Annotated in this window: 17 protein-coding genes; 2 read left to right on the forward strand and 15 right to left on the reverse strand. The window is 33.3% G+C overall.

Going from position 1 to position 20362, the window contains the following annotated elements; translation table 11 throughout:
• Nucleotides 1–123: 123 nt before the first annotated feature.
• Both L3X37_RS01795 and L3X37_RS01800 read right to left on the reverse strand, forming a co-directional pair.
• Nucleotides 124–1083, reverse strand: coding sequence for an electron transfer flavoprotein subunit alpha/FixB family protein (locus tag L3X37_RS01795; RefSeq protein ID WP_237238462.1), 960 nt, complete (start codon nucleotides 1081–1083; stop codon nucleotides 124–126).
• 105 nt (nucleotides 1084–1188) lie between these two features.
• Entirely contained in the window at nucleotides 1189–1935 is a 747-nt protein-coding gene (locus tag L3X37_RS01800) for an electron transfer flavoprotein subunit beta/FixA family protein (protein ID WP_237238463.1), read from the reverse strand.
• 215 nt (nucleotides 1936–2150) lie between these two features.
• On the opposite strand from L3X37_RS01800, the gene L3X37_RS01805 reads away from it, so the two are divergent.
• Nucleotides 2151–3128: a pyruvate dehydrogenase complex E1 component subunit beta gene (locus tag L3X37_RS01805; protein WP_237238464.1), complete on the forward strand. Its 978-nt coding sequence runs from the start codon at nucleotides 2151–2153 to the stop codon at nucleotides 3126–3128.
• A 63-nt stretch (nucleotides 3129–3191) separates the two neighbouring features.
• The gene (locus tag L3X37_RS01810; protein WP_237238465.1) at nucleotides 3192–5705 is read left to right on the forward strand and encodes a DUF5686 family protein; all 2514 of its coding nucleotides are present in this window, start codon (nucleotides 3192–3194) and stop codon (nucleotides 5703–5705) included.
• A gap of 310 nt (nucleotides 5706–6015) precedes the next feature.
• On the opposite strand, the gene L3X37_RS01815 is transcribed toward L3X37_RS01810, so the two are convergent.
• From L3X37_RS01815 to L3X37_RS01875, 13 genes are all read right to left on the reverse strand, one after another.
• On the reverse strand, nucleotides 6016–7569 hold the full coding sequence (locus tag L3X37_RS01815; RefSeq protein WP_237238466.1) for a sulfatase-like hydrolase/transferase: 1554 nt from the start codon (nucleotides 7567–7569) through the stop codon (nucleotides 6016–6018).
• A gap of 255 nt (nucleotides 7570–7824) precedes the next feature.
• Nucleotides 7825–8955, reverse strand: coding sequence for an alkaline phosphatase (locus L3X37_RS01820; RefSeq protein ID WP_237238467.1), 1131 nt, complete (start codon nucleotides 8953–8955; stop codon nucleotides 7825–7827).
• Nucleotides 8956–9043: 88 nt separating this feature from the next.
• Nucleotides 9044–10318 (reverse strand): argininosuccinate lyase, encoded by a 1275-nt coding sequence (gene argH / locus L3X37_RS01825; RefSeq protein ID WP_237238468.1) that lies wholly within the window; start codon nucleotides 10316–10318, stop codon nucleotides 9044–9046.
• 143 nt (nucleotides 10319–10461) lie between these two features.
• The gene (locus L3X37_RS01830; RefSeq protein ID WP_237238469.1) at nucleotides 10462–11529 is read right to left on the reverse strand and encodes a M20 family metallo-hydrolase; all 1068 of its coding nucleotides are present in this window, start codon (nucleotides 11527–11529) and stop codon (nucleotides 10462–10464) included.
• Nucleotides 11530–12306, reverse strand: a complete 777-nt coding sequence (argB, locus tag L3X37_RS01835; protein WP_237238470.1) for an acetylglutamate kinase — start codon at nucleotides 12304–12306, stop codon at nucleotides 11530–11532.
• A 71-nt stretch (nucleotides 12307–12377) separates the two neighbouring features.
• Nucleotides 12378–13316 carry an N-acetylornithine carbamoyltransferase gene (locus L3X37_RS01840; RefSeq protein ID WP_237238471.1) on the reverse strand — a complete coding sequence of 313 codons (939 nt, stop codon included), beginning with the start codon at nucleotides 13314–13316 and terminating at the stop codon, nucleotides 12378–12380.
• 6 nt (nucleotides 13317–13322) lie between these two features.
• Entirely contained in the window at nucleotides 13323–14084 is a 762-nt protein-coding gene (proB, locus tag L3X37_RS01845) for a glutamate 5-kinase (RefSeq protein WP_237238472.1), read from the reverse strand.
• 42 nt (nucleotides 14085–14126) lie between these two features.
• Entirely contained in the window at nucleotides 14127–15320 is a 1194-nt protein-coding gene (locus L3X37_RS01850) for a glutamate-5-semialdehyde dehydrogenase (RefSeq protein WP_237238473.1), read from the reverse strand.
• Nucleotides 15321–15325: 5 nt separating this feature from the next.
• Nucleotides 15326–16480: an aspartate aminotransferase family protein gene (locus L3X37_RS01855; protein ID WP_237238474.1), complete on the reverse strand. Its 1155-nt coding sequence runs from the start codon at nucleotides 16478–16480 to the stop codon at nucleotides 15326–15328.
• Nucleotides 16481–16482: 2 nt separating this feature from the next.
• Nucleotides 16483–17277, reverse strand: coding sequence for a pyrroline-5-carboxylate reductase (proC, locus tag L3X37_RS01860; protein WP_237238475.1), 795 nt, complete (start codon nucleotides 17275–17277; stop codon nucleotides 16483–16485).
• Between the two features lie 134 nt (nucleotides 17278–17411).
• Nucleotides 17412–18407: an N-acetyl-gamma-glutamyl-phosphate reductase gene (argC, locus tag L3X37_RS01865; protein ID WP_237238476.1), complete on the reverse strand. Its 996-nt coding sequence runs from the start codon at nucleotides 18405–18407 to the stop codon at nucleotides 17412–17414.
• 3 nt (nucleotides 18408–18410) lie between these two features.
• Nucleotides 18411–19586, reverse strand: a complete 1176-nt coding sequence (locus tag L3X37_RS01870) for an argininosuccinate synthase (protein WP_237238477.1) — start codon at nucleotides 19584–19586, stop codon at nucleotides 18411–18413.
• A 92-nt stretch (nucleotides 19587–19678) separates the two neighbouring features.
• Entirely contained in the window at nucleotides 19679–20302 is a 624-nt protein-coding gene (locus L3X37_RS01875; protein ID WP_237238478.1) for a GNAT family N-acetyltransferase, read from the reverse strand.
• Nucleotides 20303–20362: the final 60 nt, after the last annotated feature.

A 20362-nucleotide genomic window follows, 5' to 3' on the forward strand; every position in this document is an offset into this window, starting at 1 on the left:
AGGTAGTTTATTAAGCACAAAGAACTGTTTAAATTAGGACTTTACCAACTGCCAAAGGCAGAATTACGATAACATGCTAATTTAATCAGTTCTATAAAAACAATACAATTTATAAAAAATAATTTATTGTTGCGCTTTAAAAGCTTTTAATTTTTCGATGAGTTGCGGAACAACCTCAAAAGCATCACCTACAACACCATAGTCGGCTGCTTTAAAGAAAGGTGCTTCAGCATCGGTATTGATGACTACTTTTACTTTTGATGCATTAATACCAGCTAAATGTTGAATGGCACCAGAAATGCCAATGGCTATGTACAGATTTGATGCTACTGGTTTTCCAGTTTGTCCAACGTGTTCGCTATGTGGTCTCCAACCTAAATCTGAAACAGGTTTAGAACATGCTGTTGCAGCACCTAAAACCTCTGCTAGCTCCTCAATCATACCCCAATTTTCGGGCCCTTTAAGTCCGCGACCACCAGAAACCACTATTTCTGCATCGGCAATAGTAACTTTGTCTGCTGCTTTATCAACGGATTCTACATGAACGCTAAATTCTGGAATTGAAGGCGAAAAATCTTCCGCAGAAGCATTTCCGCTAGCTTCAACCAATCCAAAAGCATTATTAGAAACCGCAATTAATTTAACATCGGTATTAATTGTTGTGGCGTTAAAAGCTTTATTTGTGAAGGCTGTACGCTTAACTGTAAAAGGCGATGTGCTTGATGGTGCTTCTACAACATTAGATGCAAAACCAGCATTTAAGCCAACAGCCAAAAGAGGTGCTAAATATTTACTGTCTGCACTAGAACTAACAATAACAACTTTTGCATTTTCTTTTTCTGCAGCTTGCTTTAAAACATTGGCATATGCTTTAGCATTAAAGGTTTCTAATTGCGGGTTGCTTACATTTAAAACTTTATCAACACCATATTTTCCTAATTCTGAAGTATCATTAGCATTAATCGCTACCGCAGTTACTGTAGTCCCTATTTGGTTTGCTACTGCTTTGGCGTATGATGCTACTTCTAAAGACACTTTTTTAAATGCTCCTTTTTCTGATTCTGTATATACTAAAACTGACATAATTTATAATCTTTTATTTGTCATTCCCGTGAAGACGAGAATCTTATTTAATTTTACGTAAACTTGAAAAGATCCTGAAATAAATTCAGGATGATTAAGTTTAAACTAAATCACCTTAGCTTCATTATGAAGTAAGTTTACTAATTCATCTAAATTATCTGGCGATACTAAAGTAACGGCTCCTTTTGGCGCAGGCTTTTCAAATTTAATTGTCGAAGTTTCAGCAGCTACATCAACAGGTTCAACAACGGTTAAAGGTTTTTTTCGAGCCATCATAATACCTCGCATGTTAGGAATGCGTAAATCACTTTCTTCAACCAAACCTTTTTGGCCACCAACAACTAAAGGTAATGATGTTGATACGGTTTCTTTACCGCCATCTATTTCTCGGATTGCGGTAGCATTTGTGCCATTAACTTCAAGATTAATACAGTTATTTACAAAATTAGCATCAGTTAAACCTGCTAACATACCCGGAACCATACCACCATTATAATCAATTGATTCTCTTCCAGCAATTACCAAATCATAACCGCCATCTTGTACTACTTTTGCTAATTGTTTGGCTACTTGAAATCCATCTAATGCTTCAGTATTTACACGAATGGCACTATCTGCACCAATAGCTAGAGCTTTACGAAGTGTAGGTTCAGTTTCGGCACCACCAACATTTACAACATCTACACTTGCACCTTGCTTTTCTTTAAACCACATGGCACGAGTTAAACCAAATTCATCATTCGGATTTATAACAAATTGCACACCATTGGTATCAAATTTTGAGTCATCATCAGTAAAATTAATTTTTGATGTAGTGTCTGGAACATGACTTATACATACTAAAATTTTCATATTTATTGTAATTAAATTAAGACTTGATTATTTAAGAAGTTATATACTAAAAACGTTAATACTAATAGTACATTAAAAACCTAAAATTTAGGTAGCGAAGTTAAATATTTTATTTTGAATATTTGCTATGCATGCATAATAAATTTTACATAATTCTTTTAAACAAAGTATTCTATTTATTGTTATTTTTGCAATTCGATTTAAAAATGTACTTAATGAAGACAATCCAATTTAGAGAAGCTATTTGCGAAGCCATGAGTGAAGAAATGCGTAGAGACAAAAGTATTTACTTAATGGGTGAGGAAGTGGCAGAGTATAATGGAGCTTATAAAGCTTCAAAAGGGATGTTAGATGAATTTGGACCAAAACGTGTTATAGATACGCCTATTGCAGAGTTAGGTTTTGCAGGAATAGCTATTGGATCTACTATGACAGGAAACAGACCAATTGTTGAATATATGACATTTAACTTCTCGTTAGTAGGAATTGATCAAATTATAAATAATGCCGCAAAGATTAGACAAATGTCTGGTGGACAGTTTAAATGTCCGATTGTTTTTCGAGGCCCTACAGCGTCTGCTGGTCAATTAGGAGCAACACACTCACAAGCTTTTGAAAATTGGTTTGCAAATACTCCAGGTTTAAAAGTAGTTGTGCCATCTAATCCGTACGATGCTAAAGGATTATTAAAAGCATCTATTCGCGATGATGATCCAGTTATTTTTATGGAAAGTGAGCAAATGTATGGTGATAAAGGTGAAGTGCCAGAAGGTGAATATGTTATACCACTAGGGCTTGCAGATATTAAACGTAAAGGAACAGATGTTACCATTGTATCTTTCGGTAAAATTATAAAAGAAGCCTATAAAGCTGCTGATGAATTAGAAAAAGAAGGTATTTCTTGTGAAATTATAGATTTACGTACGGTACGACCAATGGATAGAAAAGCGATTGTTGAGTCGGTTAAAAAAACCAATCGATTAGTAATTTTAGAAGAAGCATGGCCTTTTGGTAATGTAGCAACAGAAATTACTTATTTAGTACAATCTGAAGCTTTTGATTATTTAGATGCGCCTATTGTAAAAATTAACACAGCCGATACACCAGCTCCTTACTCATCAGTTTTATTAGAAGAATGGTTGCCAAATAGTGAGGATGTAATTAAAGCAGTAAAAAAAGTTTTATATAAATAAATTATAAATTTTTACGTTATATAAACTTCATTAGCATGATTGTTGATGAAGTTTTTTTATACTATGAGCATACGACCACTTTTTATAATTTTCTTCTTAGGTGTTTTTTCTGCAATAGCCCAAACTAAAGTTAGTGGTTATGTGTTTGATGAATTTAACGAACCAGTTTCGTTTGCTAATGTTATATTCAAAGGTTCTACTGAAGGTACAATAACCGATGAAAATGGAAAGTTTTATTTAGAATCTGCCGAAACTTGGAAAGCTTTAATCATCTCATTTATAGGTTACGAAACACTTGAGATTCCTTTAACTCAAAAAGTAAATTATAACCTAAAGTTTACATTAAAAGAGGAAGCAGCAAAATTAGATGCAGTTGTTATTGTTTCAGGAAAGCAATCAAAAAAGAATAACCCTGCTATCGATTTACTCCGGAAAATTTGGGAGCATAAACGTAGAAATGGACTAAACCTTTACAAACAATACGAGTATGATAAGTACGAAAAAGTAGAATTCGATATTAATACTATTGACAGCGCACTTATAAAAAGTAAACTATTTAGAGGTATGGAATTTGTTTTTAAAGAAGTAGATACCTCCCGTGTTACCGGTAAAACCTATTTACCCATGTTTATTAACGAAGCGGTTTCCACAGTTTATGGTGATAACTTAATTAATAAAGAAAAAGAAGTTTTAAAAGGAAATAAAAACTCAGGTTTTAGTGATAACCAAGTGGTTATTGATTTTGTCGACGATTTATATTCCGATTATAATATATACGATAATTACCTAAAATTTTTTGATAAAAGTTTTGTAAGTCCATTATCAAAAACAGGTATCAATACTTATAATTATGTGCTTTCTGATAGTACATATATCGATAACAAATGGTGCTACAATATTATATATTATCCACGAAGAAAAAACGAGCTAACATTTAAAGGTGATTTTTGGGTAGCAGACTCAACTTACGCCATTAAAGAAATAAACCTTCAAGCCTCAAAAAGTGCCAATATAAATTGGGTAAAAGACATATATATTGAGCAAGAATTTGAAGTGTTAAACGATTCACTTTTTCTTGTAAAGCGGGACTATATGATGTCTGATTTTGCATTGAGCAAAAAAGAAAAATCGCGTGGTGTATATGGTAAACGAACCACCTTATTTAATAATTATAAATTCGATAAGCCCTTAGATAAAAAATTCTACGATCAAGAAGTTTATAATTACGATAAAGATGTTTATGATAGGAGTGATGCATTTTGGGCAGAGAACCGTTTAGAAGAATTAAATAAAGATGAAAAAGGCGTTTACAAAATGTTAGACACTTTAAAAACCGTAAAAAAGTTTAAACGACTTTATAATTTAGGAAGCATTTTATCATCTGGTTATATTGAATTTAATACATTGCCGTTAGATTACGGACCTATTTTTTCAACCTTTGGGTTTAACGAAGTTGAAGGGTTGCGTTTACGTACTGGTGGTCGAACCTATTTTGGCAGGAACGATTTATGGCGATTAGAAGGTTTTTTAGCGTACGGATTTAGAGACGATAAGTTTAAATATGGTATTTCTGGTAAATGGCTGATAGATAAAAAAAACCGACTAATTATTTCTGGTGGAAATCGGCGCGATGTCGAGCAAATAGGAGCAAGTTTAACTACAAGTACTGATGTTTTAGGGCGTAGTTTGGCATCTTCAGCTGTTGTTGGTACTAGTACTAACGATAAGTTAACCTCAATTAATTTAACAAGTTTAGCGGTAGAGTTAGAGCCTTTGCGTAACCTTATTTTTAGACTTGGTGCAAACTACCGTACTTTAGAGTCGGCATCACCAACCTTTAGTTTAGATTATGTCGATGCGAGTTCACCAACAGGTTTTTCGTCTGAAATAAAACAATTTGAAACCTCACTTTCATTATCCTATTTTCCAAAACGAAAAATGACGGGTTTTGGCGTAGAACGACGTACAGCAAACGATGGTTTTGCAAGTATTTTTGCGCAAGTAAGTCGTGGCGATAAAAGCATGTTTAATAGCAGTTTCGATTATACCAAACTACAACTATCTTACATTCAGCCTTGGCAAGTTGGTGGGTTTGGTAGGCTATCCACTACTGTTGAGGTTGGTAAAACTTTTGGTGAAGTTCCATTAGGTTTACTTAGTGTTATTCCAGGAAATCAATCGTATTTTTCAATTTATAATACCTTTTCTCAGTTAGATTTTTACGAGTTTGTAAGCGATACGTATGCATCGTTTCATTTACAACATAATTTTAACGGGCGCTTCTTCTCTAGAATTCCGTTTTTACGTAAATTAAATCTACGAGAAATAATAAGTATTCGCGGTGTTTGGGGTGGTATTTCGCAAGAAAATATAGACTTAAATACAACCAATAACCCTAATAGTATCATGCTAGTTGCACCAAGTAGTAAGCCCTATTACGAGTACAGTTTAGGTATTGGTAATATTTTTAAAGTGTTTAGAATAGACTTTAATTTTAGGGGCAATTATAAAGACGACTTATTATACCCTAATGCACGTAAATTTGGTGTAACCGGTACTTTTGGGTTTAATTTTTAAAAGTATTCTTTGGGCATTAACCTTTGGGTCACTTTTCTCTTCAATCTTTTTGTTTATGCCTCACAAACAGGGTGAAGTTTATCCTGAGCGAAGTCGAAGGGTTTGAATCGCTTACGCAGAAATTTAGGAGTTCGTTTAACGTTGAGTGTATGAGTAGTGCCTAATTTCGAAGCTCTTCCATATAAAATCGTCATAAACTTTGATGCGAGAATCAAAGTTAAATTATTGGCAGAACTCGGTATTAGTTATACAAAATGTTGTGTGTAGTTTATTCTTATCATTATGAATATCCAATTCAAGTCTCTAATTTTTATCTTATCTGTATACTAACTTCTCTTTTATATTGCTCTCTACTTTTGTTTAATTCAACAGATTGAGTACTACACTTTGTACGCAATCTATTCAGCAATTCACTTCCTTCACATTCTTCAATTAAATTGTTTTTCTCTCGGGGATCATCTATCAAGTTAAAAAGTTGCTCAAATTCTGGCTTTTTATCTAAAAAATCAATGTCATTCTCTTTGTATTTGGCAACTCCATTAAACATCCTGATATACTTCCAGTCACCTTCCCTTATTCCTTCACAAAAAGGATTGTCTCTCACGGTAAATAAGCTCTCTAAAAACAGTTCTTTTCTCCAATTCTGACTTTGTCCTTTAGTTAATGGTATAAGACTTGCGCCTTGCATATTTGCCGGGGCTTCAACTCCAGCATAATCCAAAATAGTTGTAGTGAGATCAAGACTTGAAACCAGTTCATCAATAGTCTTTCCCCGATGTTTTTTAGGAAGTCTTGGGTCATAAATAAAACATGGAATTTTTGAGACTAAATCATAAAGCAATCCTTTTCCTCCCATGCCGTATTCGCCCATTAGCAATCCGTGATCACTGGCAAAAACAATTATTGTATTATCTACTAGCCCTCTTTCTTCAAGACTGGTTATCATATCACCAATTATTTTATCCATTCCAGTAATGGTTTGATAATAACGGATATGTTGCTCTTTACATCTTTCTTTATCGTAATTATATTCATATGTCTTTTCTCTACCTTTTGATTGATCCATTATGTGTTGCGGGATCCATTTATAGGGATCTGTTGCCGTTTCATCTGGAATTTGAATGTCAATATCACGATAAAGTTGGTCGTATATTGGATGGCCTTTTAGTTGAGGATTTTCATTGGCTTGTTGTGACATACTGTGCCAATTTTCATAACCATCGTACATACTTGTGGTTTGAGTGCCATGAGGAACGTTAATGCTAACTGAAAGACAAAATGGTTTTTCCTCCGATCTTTTATTAAGAAAATCTTCAATTGCTTCTCCCATTATTGGGGTGATAATTGTATTTTTTGCTTTATGATATGGCGTTGTGCTATTTGAAGTATCATCTTTTGGGAAAAACTTAGTCCAACCATCGTGTCCCCACCAATAATCAAACTTCTCTGCAGCTTTCCCCTTAAAGGTATAATGTTCAACACCAAACTTTCCAATAAACCCTGTAAAGTATCCATTTTGACGTAATAGTTCAGGATAACTTTTACTCCATTGTTCTTCTGTCAATTGATACGAGGAGGAAAATCCAACTCCGTGCATTCTTTCATGCATCCCGGTAAACAGGGAAACGCGGCTCGGAGCACAAACTGGTTCGGCGATGTAGGTGTTACTAAAACGAATCCCGTCCTTGATCAGCTTATCAGCATTCGGGGTTTTAATAAAGGGATGTCCCATAGCACTAAAAGTATTGTCGCGTTGATCATCAGTAAGTAGGAAAATGATATTAGGCTTCTTATTTGTGTGTTTCTTGCTGGTGCAATGCAATAAGCTGATAGCGATTAATATCAAACATATACTACGTCTCATAATTCAATTGATTTTTTATTGGTTATTTATCTCTAGGTTTAAATAATTAGTGTTTATTTCCATGTTTTTTAAAATTACATATAATGCATAGATAAGGTTCTGTTTACAATGGTCTTTATCGGTTGTTACTGAAATAAGTTCAGCGAAAGTAAACAAATTTAGTTAATTTTCTGATAAAGTTAAGTAGTGCACAGTTAAGAGTATATGTCTTTTTTTGAATATGGGTATTAAAATTAAGAATGAGATTAAATCAAATTAATTTTTCTTAAGCCAATCAGTAGCATCCATTATTTTATTAAAAATCTCGGTATTTTCATAAATACCATTAAAAGCTTCTGCTCCTGGACCATAAGCAAATACAGGTATTAAGGTTGCCGAATGCCCATTGGTAGAAAAGGTTCCTGTAATTTCGGTATAATCGCTATATGTTCTGCCTTCTTCGGTTTTCTTTTGTGTCGAAGCCAAGGTAAATCCTCCAGTTTCATGGTCGGCAGTAACAATTACTAAGGTGTTACCATCTTTTTCTGCGAAATCTAGAGCTTTTCCAATAGCATCATCAAAATCAATAAGCTCAGAGATAAGATAATCGGCATCATTTGCATGTCCGCCCCAATCTACTTGCGAGCCTTCAACCATCAAGAAAAAACTAGAATTATCAGTATCTTTATTAAGAAATTGAATGCCTAATTCAGTCGCTTTAGGTAAATAATCTCCACGACCTTTTGCCACAGGTTCCAAATGGTTTTCTGCTAATATATAAGCCATTTTTTCATGCTCCTTAATCTCAGCAATGTTTCCTAAGGCATTAGTATCTATAACGAATCCTTTAGTGCTTAATTCTTTTAATAAGTCTTTTCCGTCTTTTCGTCTGTTAAAAAACTTTATACCACCACCAGCAAAAAAATCAACGTCTGATGTCACCATATCCACAGTAATATCTTCGTACATGCCTCTATTTATAACGTGTGCATAAAAACTTGCTGGTGTAGCGTGTTGTATGGATGATGTAGAGATTAATCCTGTTTTAATATTTTGAGGTGATATAATTTCAATTATGTTTTTAACATGTGTAGAATCATCGGCAATCCCAACAGCACCATTGTAGGTTTTTTCTCCTGACGAAAAAGCTGTTGCACCTGCTGCAGAATCAGTAATGTCTTGTCTTGATGATGAGGTTTTAATTAGTCCTATAGACTTAAAACGCGCATAATTTGGCATGGTATCTTTAAAATAAAACGCCGATGATATTTGTGATAAACCAGTTCCATCTCCAATTAAAAGAATGACATTTTTTGCCTTTTTAGAGGCTTCTTCTTTAACTGTTTTTGGTTTACAAGAAAACACTGTTACTAATAAAATTAGAATGATTATGCTTTTGTTAGTCATGAGTTTATGATTAAAATATGGACTATTTAAGTTTACTAATAATTGTTAAGCGAAGTTAATTTATTTTCTGATAAAGTCAATTAATAATCTATTTAGGAAACTTAGATTTAATATTGTCTAAACATAAATTATGAATGCTTCCAATATGAGAATGTTTTTTACTCATATCTGGTTTGTAAGTTCCAGCTTGTACTTGCCCTCCAATTTGTTGGTAAGCTTCTCTAAAACTCATACCATCAACCACTAAATTGTTAATATTATCAACAGTAAATAAGTACTTGTATTTATTGTCGTTTAAATCAATATCTTTTACAATGATTTGCTGAATAGCGTAATTAAAAATATCTAAAATGGTTTTTAACTCTTCAAAGGCTGCAATAGTGTTTTCTTTTAATAACTGAAAATCTCTGTGATAACCACTAGGTAAATTGTTGGTAATTAGCACCATTTCGGTTTGTAAAGCTTGTATTTTATTACACTTGCCTCTTATTAATTCAAATACATCAGGATTCTTTTTGTGCGGCATAATACTACTGCCTGTTGTTAGCTCGTCTGGAAAAGTGATGAACCCAAAATTCTGGCTCATATATAAACACACATCCATAGCAAAACGACTCATCGTATTGGCTAAACTGCCTAAAGTAGCAGCAATAGTCCTTTCGCTTTTGCCTCGACTCATTTGAGCTGCTACTACATTGTATTTTAAGGTTTTAAAACCCATTTCTTGAGTCGTAATATCCCTATCGATAGGGAAAGAGCTACCGTAACCTGCAGCAGACCCTAAGGGATTTTGATCTACTGTTTTTATAGCTGCATTAAGTAAATATACATCGTCAATTAACAATTCTGCATAAGCAGAAAACCATAGCCCAAATGATGATGGCATTGCTACTTGCAAGTGCGTGTAACCTGGTAATAATTTGTTTTTATGCGTTTTAGCAAGTTGTAATAACGTGTCGAAAAAGGTTTTTGTTTTAGCTTTAACGTCTAATAAATTGTCTTTAAAATATAAATGAAGTGCTACTAAAACTTGATCGTTTCTTGAACGCGCCGTATGAATTTTTTTGCCAACTTCTCCCAGTTGTTTGGTGAGTTCAAATTCTATTTTAGAGTGTACATCTTCAAACTGTTCATCAATCACAAATGTTCCGTTTTCAACCTGTTCTTCTAAAACTTTTAATCCGCTTAATAGTTCAACTAACTCTTCAACAGTTATAATGCCTATTTTTTGAAGCATTTTGGCATGCGCTTTTGAGGCAATCACATCATATTTTGCAATGTGGATATCTATTTCTCTGTCGTTACCAACAGTAAATTGCTCAATTTGTTTGTCTATTGTAAATCCTTTATCCCAGAGTTTCATTTTAGTAAATTTTAATTTTTAAAATTTAGAATCAAGAAAAAAGACCGCTTCGCTTTTAGAAAAAAGACTGATAGCGTAATAAATTTTGGTCTTGTTTCTTGAATCTATATTCTTGTTTCTTTTTAATACTTTTTTAAAATTGATTAAACGATTACTCGATTTAACAATTCAACATATATTTTAATACCTTCTTCTATTTCGTTTATATAAATAAATTCATCTGCAGTATGTGAACGCGTGCTATCACCAGGGCCTAATTTTAACGACGGACAAGTTAATACAGCTTGATCTGATAATGTTGGCGAACCGTAGGTTTCTCTTCCCATGTCAATTCCAGCTTTTACCAATTCGTGGTCTACAGGAATTGAAGATGAGTTTAATCTTAAACTTCTTGGGGTAATCTTATCGCAAGGTGAATTAGCAATTAGTAAATCGGCTACTTCTTGATTGGTGTATTTATCATTTACGCGAACATCAATAACCAATTTTACGTCTGCTGGAATAGCATTATGTTGCTTTCCTGCGTTGATTTGAGTAACAGTCATTTTTACATCACCCAAAGCTTGTGATGTTTTACTAAACTTAAAATCTTTAAACCATTTTAACACGTCAATCGTGTTATAAATGGCATTGTTATTATTTGGATGTGCGGCATGACTTGCTGTTCCGTGTACTTCGGCATCAAAAACCACTAAGCCTTTTTCGGCTACCGCTAAATTCATCAAAGTGGGTTCGCCAACTATGGCAACATCAACTTTAGGAATAATAGATAACATACTATTTAAGCCATCTGGTCCGCTACTTTCTTCTTCCGCGGAAGCGACAATAATCAAGTTGTATTTTAAGTTTTCGGTTTCGTAAAAATACGTAAATGTTGCAATTAGCGATACTAAACATCCTCCGGCATCATTACTTCCTAAACCGTATAATTTTCCGTCTTCAACAATGGCTTTAAAAGGGTTTTTGGTATAGCCAGAATTTGGTTTTACAGTATCGTGATGCGAGTTTAGTAATAGTGTTGGCTTACCATTATCAAAATGTTTATTGACTGCCCAAACATTATTTTTTGTTCGGTTGTATTTAATGTTACTTGCTATAAACCACGTTTCTAGAAGTGCTGCTGTTTGATCTTCTTCTGATGAAAAAGATTGTGTTTCTATTAACTTTTTTAATAGTGAAATAGCGTTTGCTGTTAATTCCTCTAGTCCCATTTACAAGGTTATTTTTGTGAAATTATCATTCTCTTGGGTTAACATGGATGTATTACCCATATTTATATTGTTAACACCACCACGTAAGGCATCAAAACAGTTTTCTAGTTTTGGCAACATGCCATCTGTAATAATACCTTTATCTAATAAATTTTTATAGATATTAGAATTGATATGTTTAATTACTGAGTTTTTGTCGTCAATATCTTCTAAAACGCCATTTAATTCAAAACAATAATAAATTGAAGTTTCGTATAAGTGACTCATGCCTATTGCTACTTGCGAGGCAATAGTATCTGCATTGGTGTTTAATAATTGTCCGCTACCATCATGTGTAATAGCACAAAATACTGGTGTAAAATCAGCTTGAATTAGTTTGTTAATGGAATTATTAGCAACTTCTTTAACATCACCTACAAATCCAAAATCGACTTCTTTTACTGGTCTTTTATCAGATTTAATACTATTTATATCGGCACCAGTTAACCCAATGGCGTTAGTGTTTAAAGCTTGTAATTTTGCAACTATATTTTTGTTTACCAAACCACCGTAAACCATTGTTATTACTTCTAAGGTATCTGCATCGGTAATTCTTCTGCCATTTATCATTTTAGATTCTATACCCAATTTCGTGGCTATATGGGTGGCTCGTTTTCCACCACCATGAACTAAGATTTTATTTCCTTTTAAATTTGAAAATAATTTTAGAAATGCATTTAAAGCGTCATCATCTTCAATAATGTTGCCTCCTATTTTTACTATGGATAATTTTTCCATTTTTTTAGCTTTTAGCTTTTAACTTTTAGCTTTTAGCAGCAAACTGCCAATTGCAAAAGGCTAACAGCCAATTATAAATCTTCTAATAGTTTCTTAAGCACTAATTGAGCAGCGTATGTTCTGTTATTGGCTTGCTCTATAACTAATGAGCTATCGCTATCTAGAACAGCGTCTTCAACTACTACATTTCTTCTTACTGGTAAACAATGCATAAATTTAGCACCACCAAGTTTAGCTTTAGTTATCATCCAGTTAGAATCAGTTTTATTCACTTTTCCATAATCTTCATAAGAACTCCAGTTTTTTGCATATACAAAATCAGCATTTTTAAAAGCTTCTTCTTGATTATGATAGATTGGCGTGTTTTTAGTGATTTCAGGATTTAAATCATAACCTTCAGGATTAGTAATAACAAATTCCACATCCATTTTTTGCATGGCTTGGATAAAGCTATTAGCCACGGCATGTGGCAGCGCTTTTATATGTGGTGCCCAACTTAATACGACTTTTGGTTTAGTAACTTTAGCATACTCAGAAATTGTGAGCGCATCGGTTAAGCCTTGTAGTGGATGACCAGTAGCACTCTCCATATTTACAATAGGTACAGACGCATATTTTTTAAAGGCATTCATTACCTGCTCACTTTCATCTTTAGCTTTATTTTTTAAGGTTGGAAATGCCCTCACTGCAATAACATCGCAATATTGAGACACTACGGCAGCAGCTTCTTTAATATGTTCTGCGGTACTCCCGTTCATAACTGTTCCATCTCCAAATTCAATTCCCCAAGCATCACCAGAAACATTCATTACAATAGGATTCATTCCCAAATTTAAAGCTGCTTTTTGAGTGCTTAAACGTGTACGCAAACTGGAATTAAAAAATAATAATCCTAGTGTTTTATTTTTTCCTAATTGTATATGCTTAAACGGATTAGTTTTTATTGCTTTAGCTTCTTCAATCCAAGAATTAATGTTGTCGATATCGTATATGGATGTGTAATGTTTCATTTTTTACTACTTTATTTTGGTAAACGGTACTTTGTTATTCATTGCATTTACTATAAAATTATCATTTAAACCATTTACTATCCATGTTTCTATATTAGCTGTTTTGGTTACCTCTGCTGCTTCAATTTTGCTTTGCATGCCACCGCTACCGTGAGAGGATTTTGAACTTACTACCTGTGCCTTTAACGCATCAAAATCTTCTACTAATTTTATAGTTTCTAGGGTTTTATCTGTCATTGATGCTTTGGTGTAAATACCATTAGTGTTGGTTGCAATAATACATAAATCAACTTCTAAAAGCGATGCGGTTAAGGCTGCTAGTTTATCGTTGTCTCCAAACTTAATTTCATCAGTGGCAACAGTATCATTTTCATTAATGATAGGGATATAATTGTTATTTACTAACACATTAATAGTATTCATGATATTGGTTCTGCTTTGTTCTTTTTCAAAATCTGAATAAGACAATAAGCATTGCGAACTTAATAAGCCATATTCTCTAAAAATCTCCTGATAAATTCGGATTAAATGAGGTTGACCGATAGATGCTAATGCTTGTTTTACAAATACATCTTGTTGCTTACTCTCAAGTTTTACAAACTGTTTTGCCACAGCAATGGCACCAGAACTTACAATAATAAATTCATAGGAATCTTGAAGTTGCGCAATTTGATTTGCGATATCTTCAATCTTACCTCTTGAGATATTATCAGTTTCTTTTGTGAGTGTATTAGATCCTATTTTTAGTAATATGCGTTTTTTCTTCATCCTGTTTTACAAGCTGCTCATTCTTAAATGCCCATTATGGGCTTATCGTATTTGTCCGTTACCATGAATGTACCATTTATTGGTCACCAAATGTTGTAAACCTATTGGTCCTCGTTGGTGTAATTTATCTGTGCTAATGGCTAATTCGCCACCTAAACCTAATTGTCCGCCATCTGTAAAGCGCGTTGATGCATTATGGTATACTGCTGCTGTATCAACGTTTTCCATGAACAGTTTCGCTTCATCTTCATTAGTTGTAATAATAGATGATGAATGTCCGCCAGAATATTTATTAATCATAGCAATAGTCTCTTGATTTGATGCAATTTCACCAATTAATATTTTATAATCTAAAAACTCTTCATACCAAATATCATCAGATGAGATGGTTTTAAGACTATTGTCTTTTGAAATGATTTTGTCTCCTAACACTTCAATTTTAAAAGCCTTTAATTTTGAAACCAATGTGTTTACAAACTCATGTTTATTCGGAAGATTTCTATCTATTAAAACCTTATCAACAGCATTACACGCTGATATTTTAGACTTCCCATTCATAATAATATCAATAGCAATATCTAAATCAGCTTCTTTATGAACATACACAAAATTATTACCTCGACCACTAATAATAACAGGGCAAGTAGCATGTTGTTTTACAAAAGCTATTAAGCGTTCGCCACCACGAGGTACAATTAAATCAACCTTTTGTGTTGGTTTTTCAAGAAATGCTTGTGTTTCTATTCTATTAAATTGTAAATACTCTACCCAATCAGTTGAAGTATTTTCTTCCTCTAATGCTTGGTGCCAAAGCTCAACAATTTTTAAATTAGAACGCAAGGACTCTTTTCCGCCTTTTAATAAAATCTTATTCCCCGATTTAAAAGCAATACCAGCAGCTTCAACGGTTACATCTGGTCGCGATTCATAAATAATCAACACTGTACCAAAAGAGGCTGTTTTATTATACACCTGCATGCCATTATCGTGCTTAAAGCTAAAACGTTTTACACCAACAGGGTCGTCTTGAGATGCTAAATGCGTTACCGCTTTAATCATTTCATCTACTTTAGCATCGTTAACTTTTAAACGATCGAACATGGAAATATCAGCGCCAGAATAATTATCTAAATCAACTTTATTAATAGCAATTATAGCTTGTCGTTCTTGTTCTAAAAGTACTGCCATTTTTAATAAAACAGCATTTCTTTTTTCTATGGATAGTAGGGTGTTCATTTCTTTTAAACTTCTAATGTTTTACTTTTAATATCAGCTAGGGCTTTTTTTAAAGCCTCAAAAAACACATCAATATGTTGTTTTTTAATGTTTAAAGGTGGTAGTATTCTTAATAGTTTTTTGTTAGCTGCACCACCTGTAAATATTTTGTATTTATAAATTAAATCTTTGCGTAGGTCGCTTACTTCAAAATTAAACTCTAAACCTAACATTAAACCTCTTCCTTTTATGTTTTTTATCTGTGGAATGGTTTTGGCAACAGAAATAAAATATGCAGACATTTCATTTACGTTTGCTATCAAATCTTCTTCTTCAATGGTATTTAAAACAGCTAAACCAGCGGCACATGCTAAATGATTTCCTCCAAAGGTGGTTCCTAACATACCATATTTAGATTCGATATTTGGATGAATTAAAATTCCTCCAATAGGAAAACCATTTCCCATACCTTTAGCTAAAGAAATAATGTCTGGTGTTACATTATAATGTTGAAAAGCAAAGAATTTACCAGAACGTGCATATCCGCACTGTATTTCATCAGCAATAAACATGGTGTTATTAGCTTTACATAGCTTATCTATTTCTTCAAAGAATTTTTTTGTGCCTTGATTTAATCCACCAATACCTTGAATAAACTCGATAATAACTGCACAAACATCCCCTTTTTTAAGTTCGATTTTCACACCCTCAATATCATTTAAAGGTAAAATAGTTACTTCTTGTTGTGCGTTAATTGGGGCTATTATGTTTTTATTATCGGTAACTGCTACAGCTGCAGATGTACGCCCGTGAAACCCTTTACTAAAAGCAATAACACGTTTTTTGCCAGTTTTAAATGATGCCAATTTTAATGCATTTTCGTTGGCTTCGGCTCCAGAATTACATAAAAACAATTCATAATCAGTACAGCCTGATAAGTCTTCTAACTTATTTGCTAACTCTTTTTGTAACGGATTTTGAATAGCATTAGAATAAAATCCTAATCTTTCAACCTGGCGCGTTACAGCTTGCACGTAATTAGGGTGTGCATGCCCAATAGAGATTACAGCATGCCCGCCATAAAGGTCTAAATATTCCTCTCCTTTATCATCATAAACATGAATGCCTTTTCCAGAAACTGGAGTTACATTGTATAGTGGATAAACATCAAATAATGGCATGATTAACTTTTTTTAATTTGATTAATTTTTTCAAACGATGCAGTAATACCCTTTATTAAAGACGAACTTAAACCTTGATGTTCCATTTCGTTTAAACCTTCAATTGTACAGCCGCTTGGTGTAGTTACTCTGTCTATTTCAGCTTCTGGATGCCTGCCCGATTCTTTCAATAAACTCGCTGCACCATAGCAAGTTTGTAAAGCTAGTTGGTGTGCTTCTTCAGCCTCAAAACCCAATTGAATGGCGCCTTGAGTTGTGGCACGTACCAATCGCATCCAAAAGGCTATACCACTAGCGCAAATCACAGTAGCTGCTTGTATTTGTTCTTCTGGAATTACCATTGTTGTGCCTAATTGATTAAATATTTTTTTAGCCAATTCAATTTTACTTTGCCCTTGGTTGTTAGCCGAAAGGCAGGTCATAGATTTTCCAATCGAAATCGCTGTATTTGGCATAATACGAATTATATTTTTATCCTTTCCAAGGATACTTTCAATTCTAGAAATTTCAAACCCAGCAGCAACAGACATAACCACATGATAACTTGTAATACTAGAAGAAACACTTTGTAAAACTTTATCAATATGGCGCGGTTGTAAAGCAAAAATCAATATATCAGATTCTTTAACTGCTAATTCGTTATCATGTGTCACGGTTACATAATCTTCATCACTAAACACACTAACTGCAGCCGTATTTTTATCACTTAAATACAATGATGTAAACGACTTATTCTTTATTAGTCCCTTCGCAATCGAACTTCCTAAATTTCCTGTTCCTATAATAGCTATTTTCATAATTTCTTTATTTTATTTTTTTATGGCGTTACCCCAAGGGGTCGGGCTTTCACTACTCGCTCCCTCATACTTCGGGGAGCTCAAACATACCGTTCAATCCCTAACGCACCACTGTTATGTGCTCACTCAAACTTTTAAAAATACGTCCCTTTTAATTCTAATCCAGTCGATTCTTCCAAACCAAACATTAAATTCATATTCTGGACTGCTTGTCCAGAAGCACCTTTTAATAAATTATCAATGGTACTTGTAATTAATAATTTATTATTGTGTTTATGCAAATGTACCAAACACTTATTGGTGTTTACAACTTGCTTCATATGCAAAAAATCGTCTGACACAAATGTGAATTTAGCATCCTTGTAAAAGGGTTTATAGATAGCTTTTGCATCCTCAACAGTACCTTCAAAGTCGGTATAAATTGTTGCAAAAATACCTCTAGAAAAATTACCTCTATTTGGCATAAAAATAATTTCAGAAGAAAAATCGTTTTGCAATTGATTCACAGATTGATTAATCTCACCTAAATGCTGATGCGTAAACGGCTTGTAATACGAAAAATTATTGTCTCTCCATGTATAATGGGTTGTTGCGGATAAAGATGTTCCTGCCCCAGTAGCGCCAGTAACCGCATTTACATGTACATCATTATTAATTAAACCAGCATTTGCCAATGGCAATAGCCCCAACTGAATTGCTGTTGCAAAACAACCTGGGTTTGCAATATAATTTGCGTTTACAATAGCGCCTTTATTTAATTCGGGTAAACCATAGACAAAAGTCTTTATTTGGGTTGAGCCTGTCGAAGTAAATACTTTGTTGGATTCTAGTCTAAAATCGTTTCCTAAATCTATGATTTTAGTGGTGTCTGAAAATGTGTTTGCAGATAAAAATTTCACCGAATTTCCATGGCCTAAGCATAAAAATAAGACATCTACATTAGGGTTTACAGTGTCTGTAAATTTCAATTCTAAAGATCCTACCAAATCTTGGTGTATTTTAGTAATGTTATTTCCAGCATTACTTGTGCTAAATACAAAATCAATCTCTACTTCTGGATGATTAATTAGTAATCTAATTAACTCTCCAGCTGTGTATCCTGCTCCTCCAATAATTCCAACATTAATCATAGCTTAAGAGTTTACTTGTTGATATATTTTGTTTTGATTTCCTAGAATTTTAATAAATCCTTTAGCATCATCAGCAGTCCAAGCTTTATTCTCTTCACCGTAACTACCAAACTTAGCACTCATTAAATCGTGTTTAGAAACAATTCCATCTAAAGAAAAATGGTAAGGTTGTAGCGTTACAGTTACATTACCTGAAACCATATCTTGACTACTTTGTAAAAAGGCTTCAATGTTTCGCATTACAGGGTCTAAATATTGCCCCTCGTGTAAATGCATGCCATAAAAACTAGATAAATATTCTTTATGCTGTAATTGCCATTTGGTTAATGTATGCTTTTCTAACAGATGATGTGCTTTTACTATAATTAAAGCTGCAGCAGCTTCAAAACCAACTCTACCTTTAATTCCAACAATGGTATCGCCAACATGAATATCTCTTCCAATAGCATATGCAGAAGCGATATTGTTTAGTTTTTCAATATTAACTTCGGGTGCATTTTCTTTATCGTTTAAAGCGATAAACTCACCATTTTTAAAAGTTAAGGTTACTTTTTCTTCTCCTTCTTTTTCTAATTGCGATGGATAAGCTTCACTTGGTAGTGCTTTTTCTGAAGTTAACGTTTCTTCGCCACCAACACTTGTTCCCCAAAGGCCTTTATTTATGGAGTACTTTGCTTTTTCCCAAGACGCTTCAATACCATTGTCTTTTAAATAATCAATCTCTTCTTGTCTTGTTAATTTCTGATCTCTTATTGGGGTAATAATTTTAATATCAGGGGCTAACGTTTGAAAAATCATATCAAACCTAACTTGGTCATTCCCTGCTCCAGTACTGCCATGAGCTATATATTCTGCATTAATGCTTTTAGCATATTCAATAATTTCAATAGCTTGAATAATACGTTCTGCACTTACCGAAAGGGGATAGGTATTGTTTTTTAATACATTACCAAATATTAAATACTTTACTACTTTTTGGTAAAAAGTAGAAACTGCATCAATATTCTTATAAGTAGAAACGCCCATTTTATAAGCGTTACTTTCAATATGTTTAATTTCTTCTTGTGTAAAACCGCCTGTATTTACACTTACTGCATGCACATCATATTTTTTTGAGAGACTTACTGCGCAATACGAGGTGTCTAATCCTCCACTATATGCTATTACTAATTTTTTCATGTGTTTATATTTATTGTTATTCAACGGTCACATGTAACATCCTAAATAATCATTTGATTGTGTGATTAAATATTAATCATGGATGTTTCATTTTACTTTTTATCTTTTCTTAAAAACAATACTTGTTTTATTCTTTTTAATCGTTTGAAAACTTTTTCTTTTATTGGTTTAGACTTTTCTTGGTCTTTTGTGCTCTTGTTAGGATCGTATAACATGCCTGTGCATAAGCACATTTTTCTATTAGTTCTTGTTAAAACATCATAATTTTTACAAGTTTGGCAACCATCCCAAAAGGATTGATCATCTGTAAGTTCTGAAAAAGTTACTGGCTTATAGCCTAAATCGCTATTCATTTTCATAACTGCTAAACCTGTAGTAATGCTAAATACTTTAGAATTGGGAAATTTATTTCTTGAATGTTCAAAAACCTTCTTTTTAATTTGTTTAGCTAGCCCTTTTCCTCTATAATTTGGGTGAACAATTAAACCCGAATTAGCAACAAATTTACCATGTCCCCAGGCTTCTATATAACAAAATCCTGCAAAATTATTTCTATCTAGAGCTATTACTGCATTGCCATTTTCCATTTTTGTGGTAATGTATTCTGGAGTACGTCTAGCTATACCTGTGCCTCTTACGTTTGCAGATTCTGCAATGGTATCGCAAATTTCTTGTGCGTATTTGCTATGTGATTTATTAGCAATAATGATTTTCATTAGTTATTTCTTATTGTTTTTCTTTTTTTTGAAATATTCTTTTTTTTTAAAGCTGAACAG

Source organism: Wocania arenilitoris, assembly GCF_021728535.1.
In the GTDB taxonomy this organism is placed as follows: domain Bacteria; phylum Bacteroidota; class Bacteroidia; order Flavobacteriales; family Flavobacteriaceae; genus Wocania_A; species Wocania_A arenilitoris.

Coding starts and splice junctions, on each gene's coding strand:
- L3X37_RS01795 (WP_237238462.1), bottom strand. CDS start 1,083: ATGTCAGTTTTAGTATATACAGAATCAGAAAAAGGAGCATTTAAAAAA.
- L3X37_RS01800 (WP_237238463.1), bottom strand. CDS start 1,935: ATGAAAATTTTAGTATGTATAAGTCATGTTCCAGACACTACATCAAAA.
- L3X37_RS01805 (WP_237238464.1), top strand. CDS start 2,151: ATGAAGACAATCCAATTTAGAGAAGCTATTTGCGAAGCCATGAGTGAA.
- L3X37_RS01810 (WP_237238465.1), top strand. CDS start 3,192: ATGAGCATACGACCACTTTTTATAATTTTCTTCTTAGGTGTTTTTTCT.
- L3X37_RS01815 (WP_237238466.1), bottom strand. CDS start 7,569: ATGAGACGTAGTATATGTTTGATATTAATCGCTATCAGCTTATTGCAT.
- L3X37_RS01820 (WP_237238467.1), bottom strand. CDS start 8,955: ATGACTAACAAAAGCATAATCATTCTAATTTTATTAGTAACAGTGTTT.
- argH (WP_237238468.1), bottom strand. CDS start 10,318: ATGAAACTCTGGGATAAAGGATTTACAATAGACAAACAAATTGAGCAA.
- L3X37_RS01830 (WP_237238469.1), bottom strand. CDS start 11,529: ATGGGACTAGAGGAATTAACAGCAAACGCTATTTCACTATTAAAAAAG.
- argB (WP_237238470.1), bottom strand. CDS start 12,306: ATGGAAAAATTATCCATAGTAAAAATAGGAGGCAACATTATTGAAGAT.
- L3X37_RS01840 (WP_237238471.1), bottom strand. CDS start 13,316: ATGAAACATTACACATCCATATACGATATCGACAACATTAATTCTTGG.
- proB (WP_237238472.1), bottom strand. CDS start 14,084: ATGAAGAAAAAACGCATATTACTAAAAATAGGATCTAATACACTCACA.
- L3X37_RS01850 (WP_237238473.1), bottom strand. CDS start 15,320: ATGAACACCCTACTATCCATAGAAAAAAGAAATGCTGTTTTATTAAAA.
- L3X37_RS01855 (WP_237238474.1), bottom strand. CDS start 16,480: ATGCCATTATTTGATGTTTATCCACTATACAATGTAACTCCAGTTTCT.
- proC (WP_237238475.1), bottom strand. CDS start 17,277: ATGAAAATAGCTATTATAGGAACAGGAAATTTAGGAAGTTCGATTGCG.
- argC (WP_237238476.1), bottom strand. CDS start 18,407: ATGATTAATGTTGGAATTATTGGAGGAGCAGGATACACAGCTGGAGAG.
- L3X37_RS01870 (WP_237238477.1), bottom strand. CDS start 19,586: ATGAAAAAATTAGTAATAGCATATAGTGGAGGATTAGACACCTCGTAT.
- L3X37_RS01875 (WP_237238478.1), bottom strand. CDS start 20,302: ATGAAAATCATTATTGCTAATAAATCACATAGCAAATACGCACAAGAA.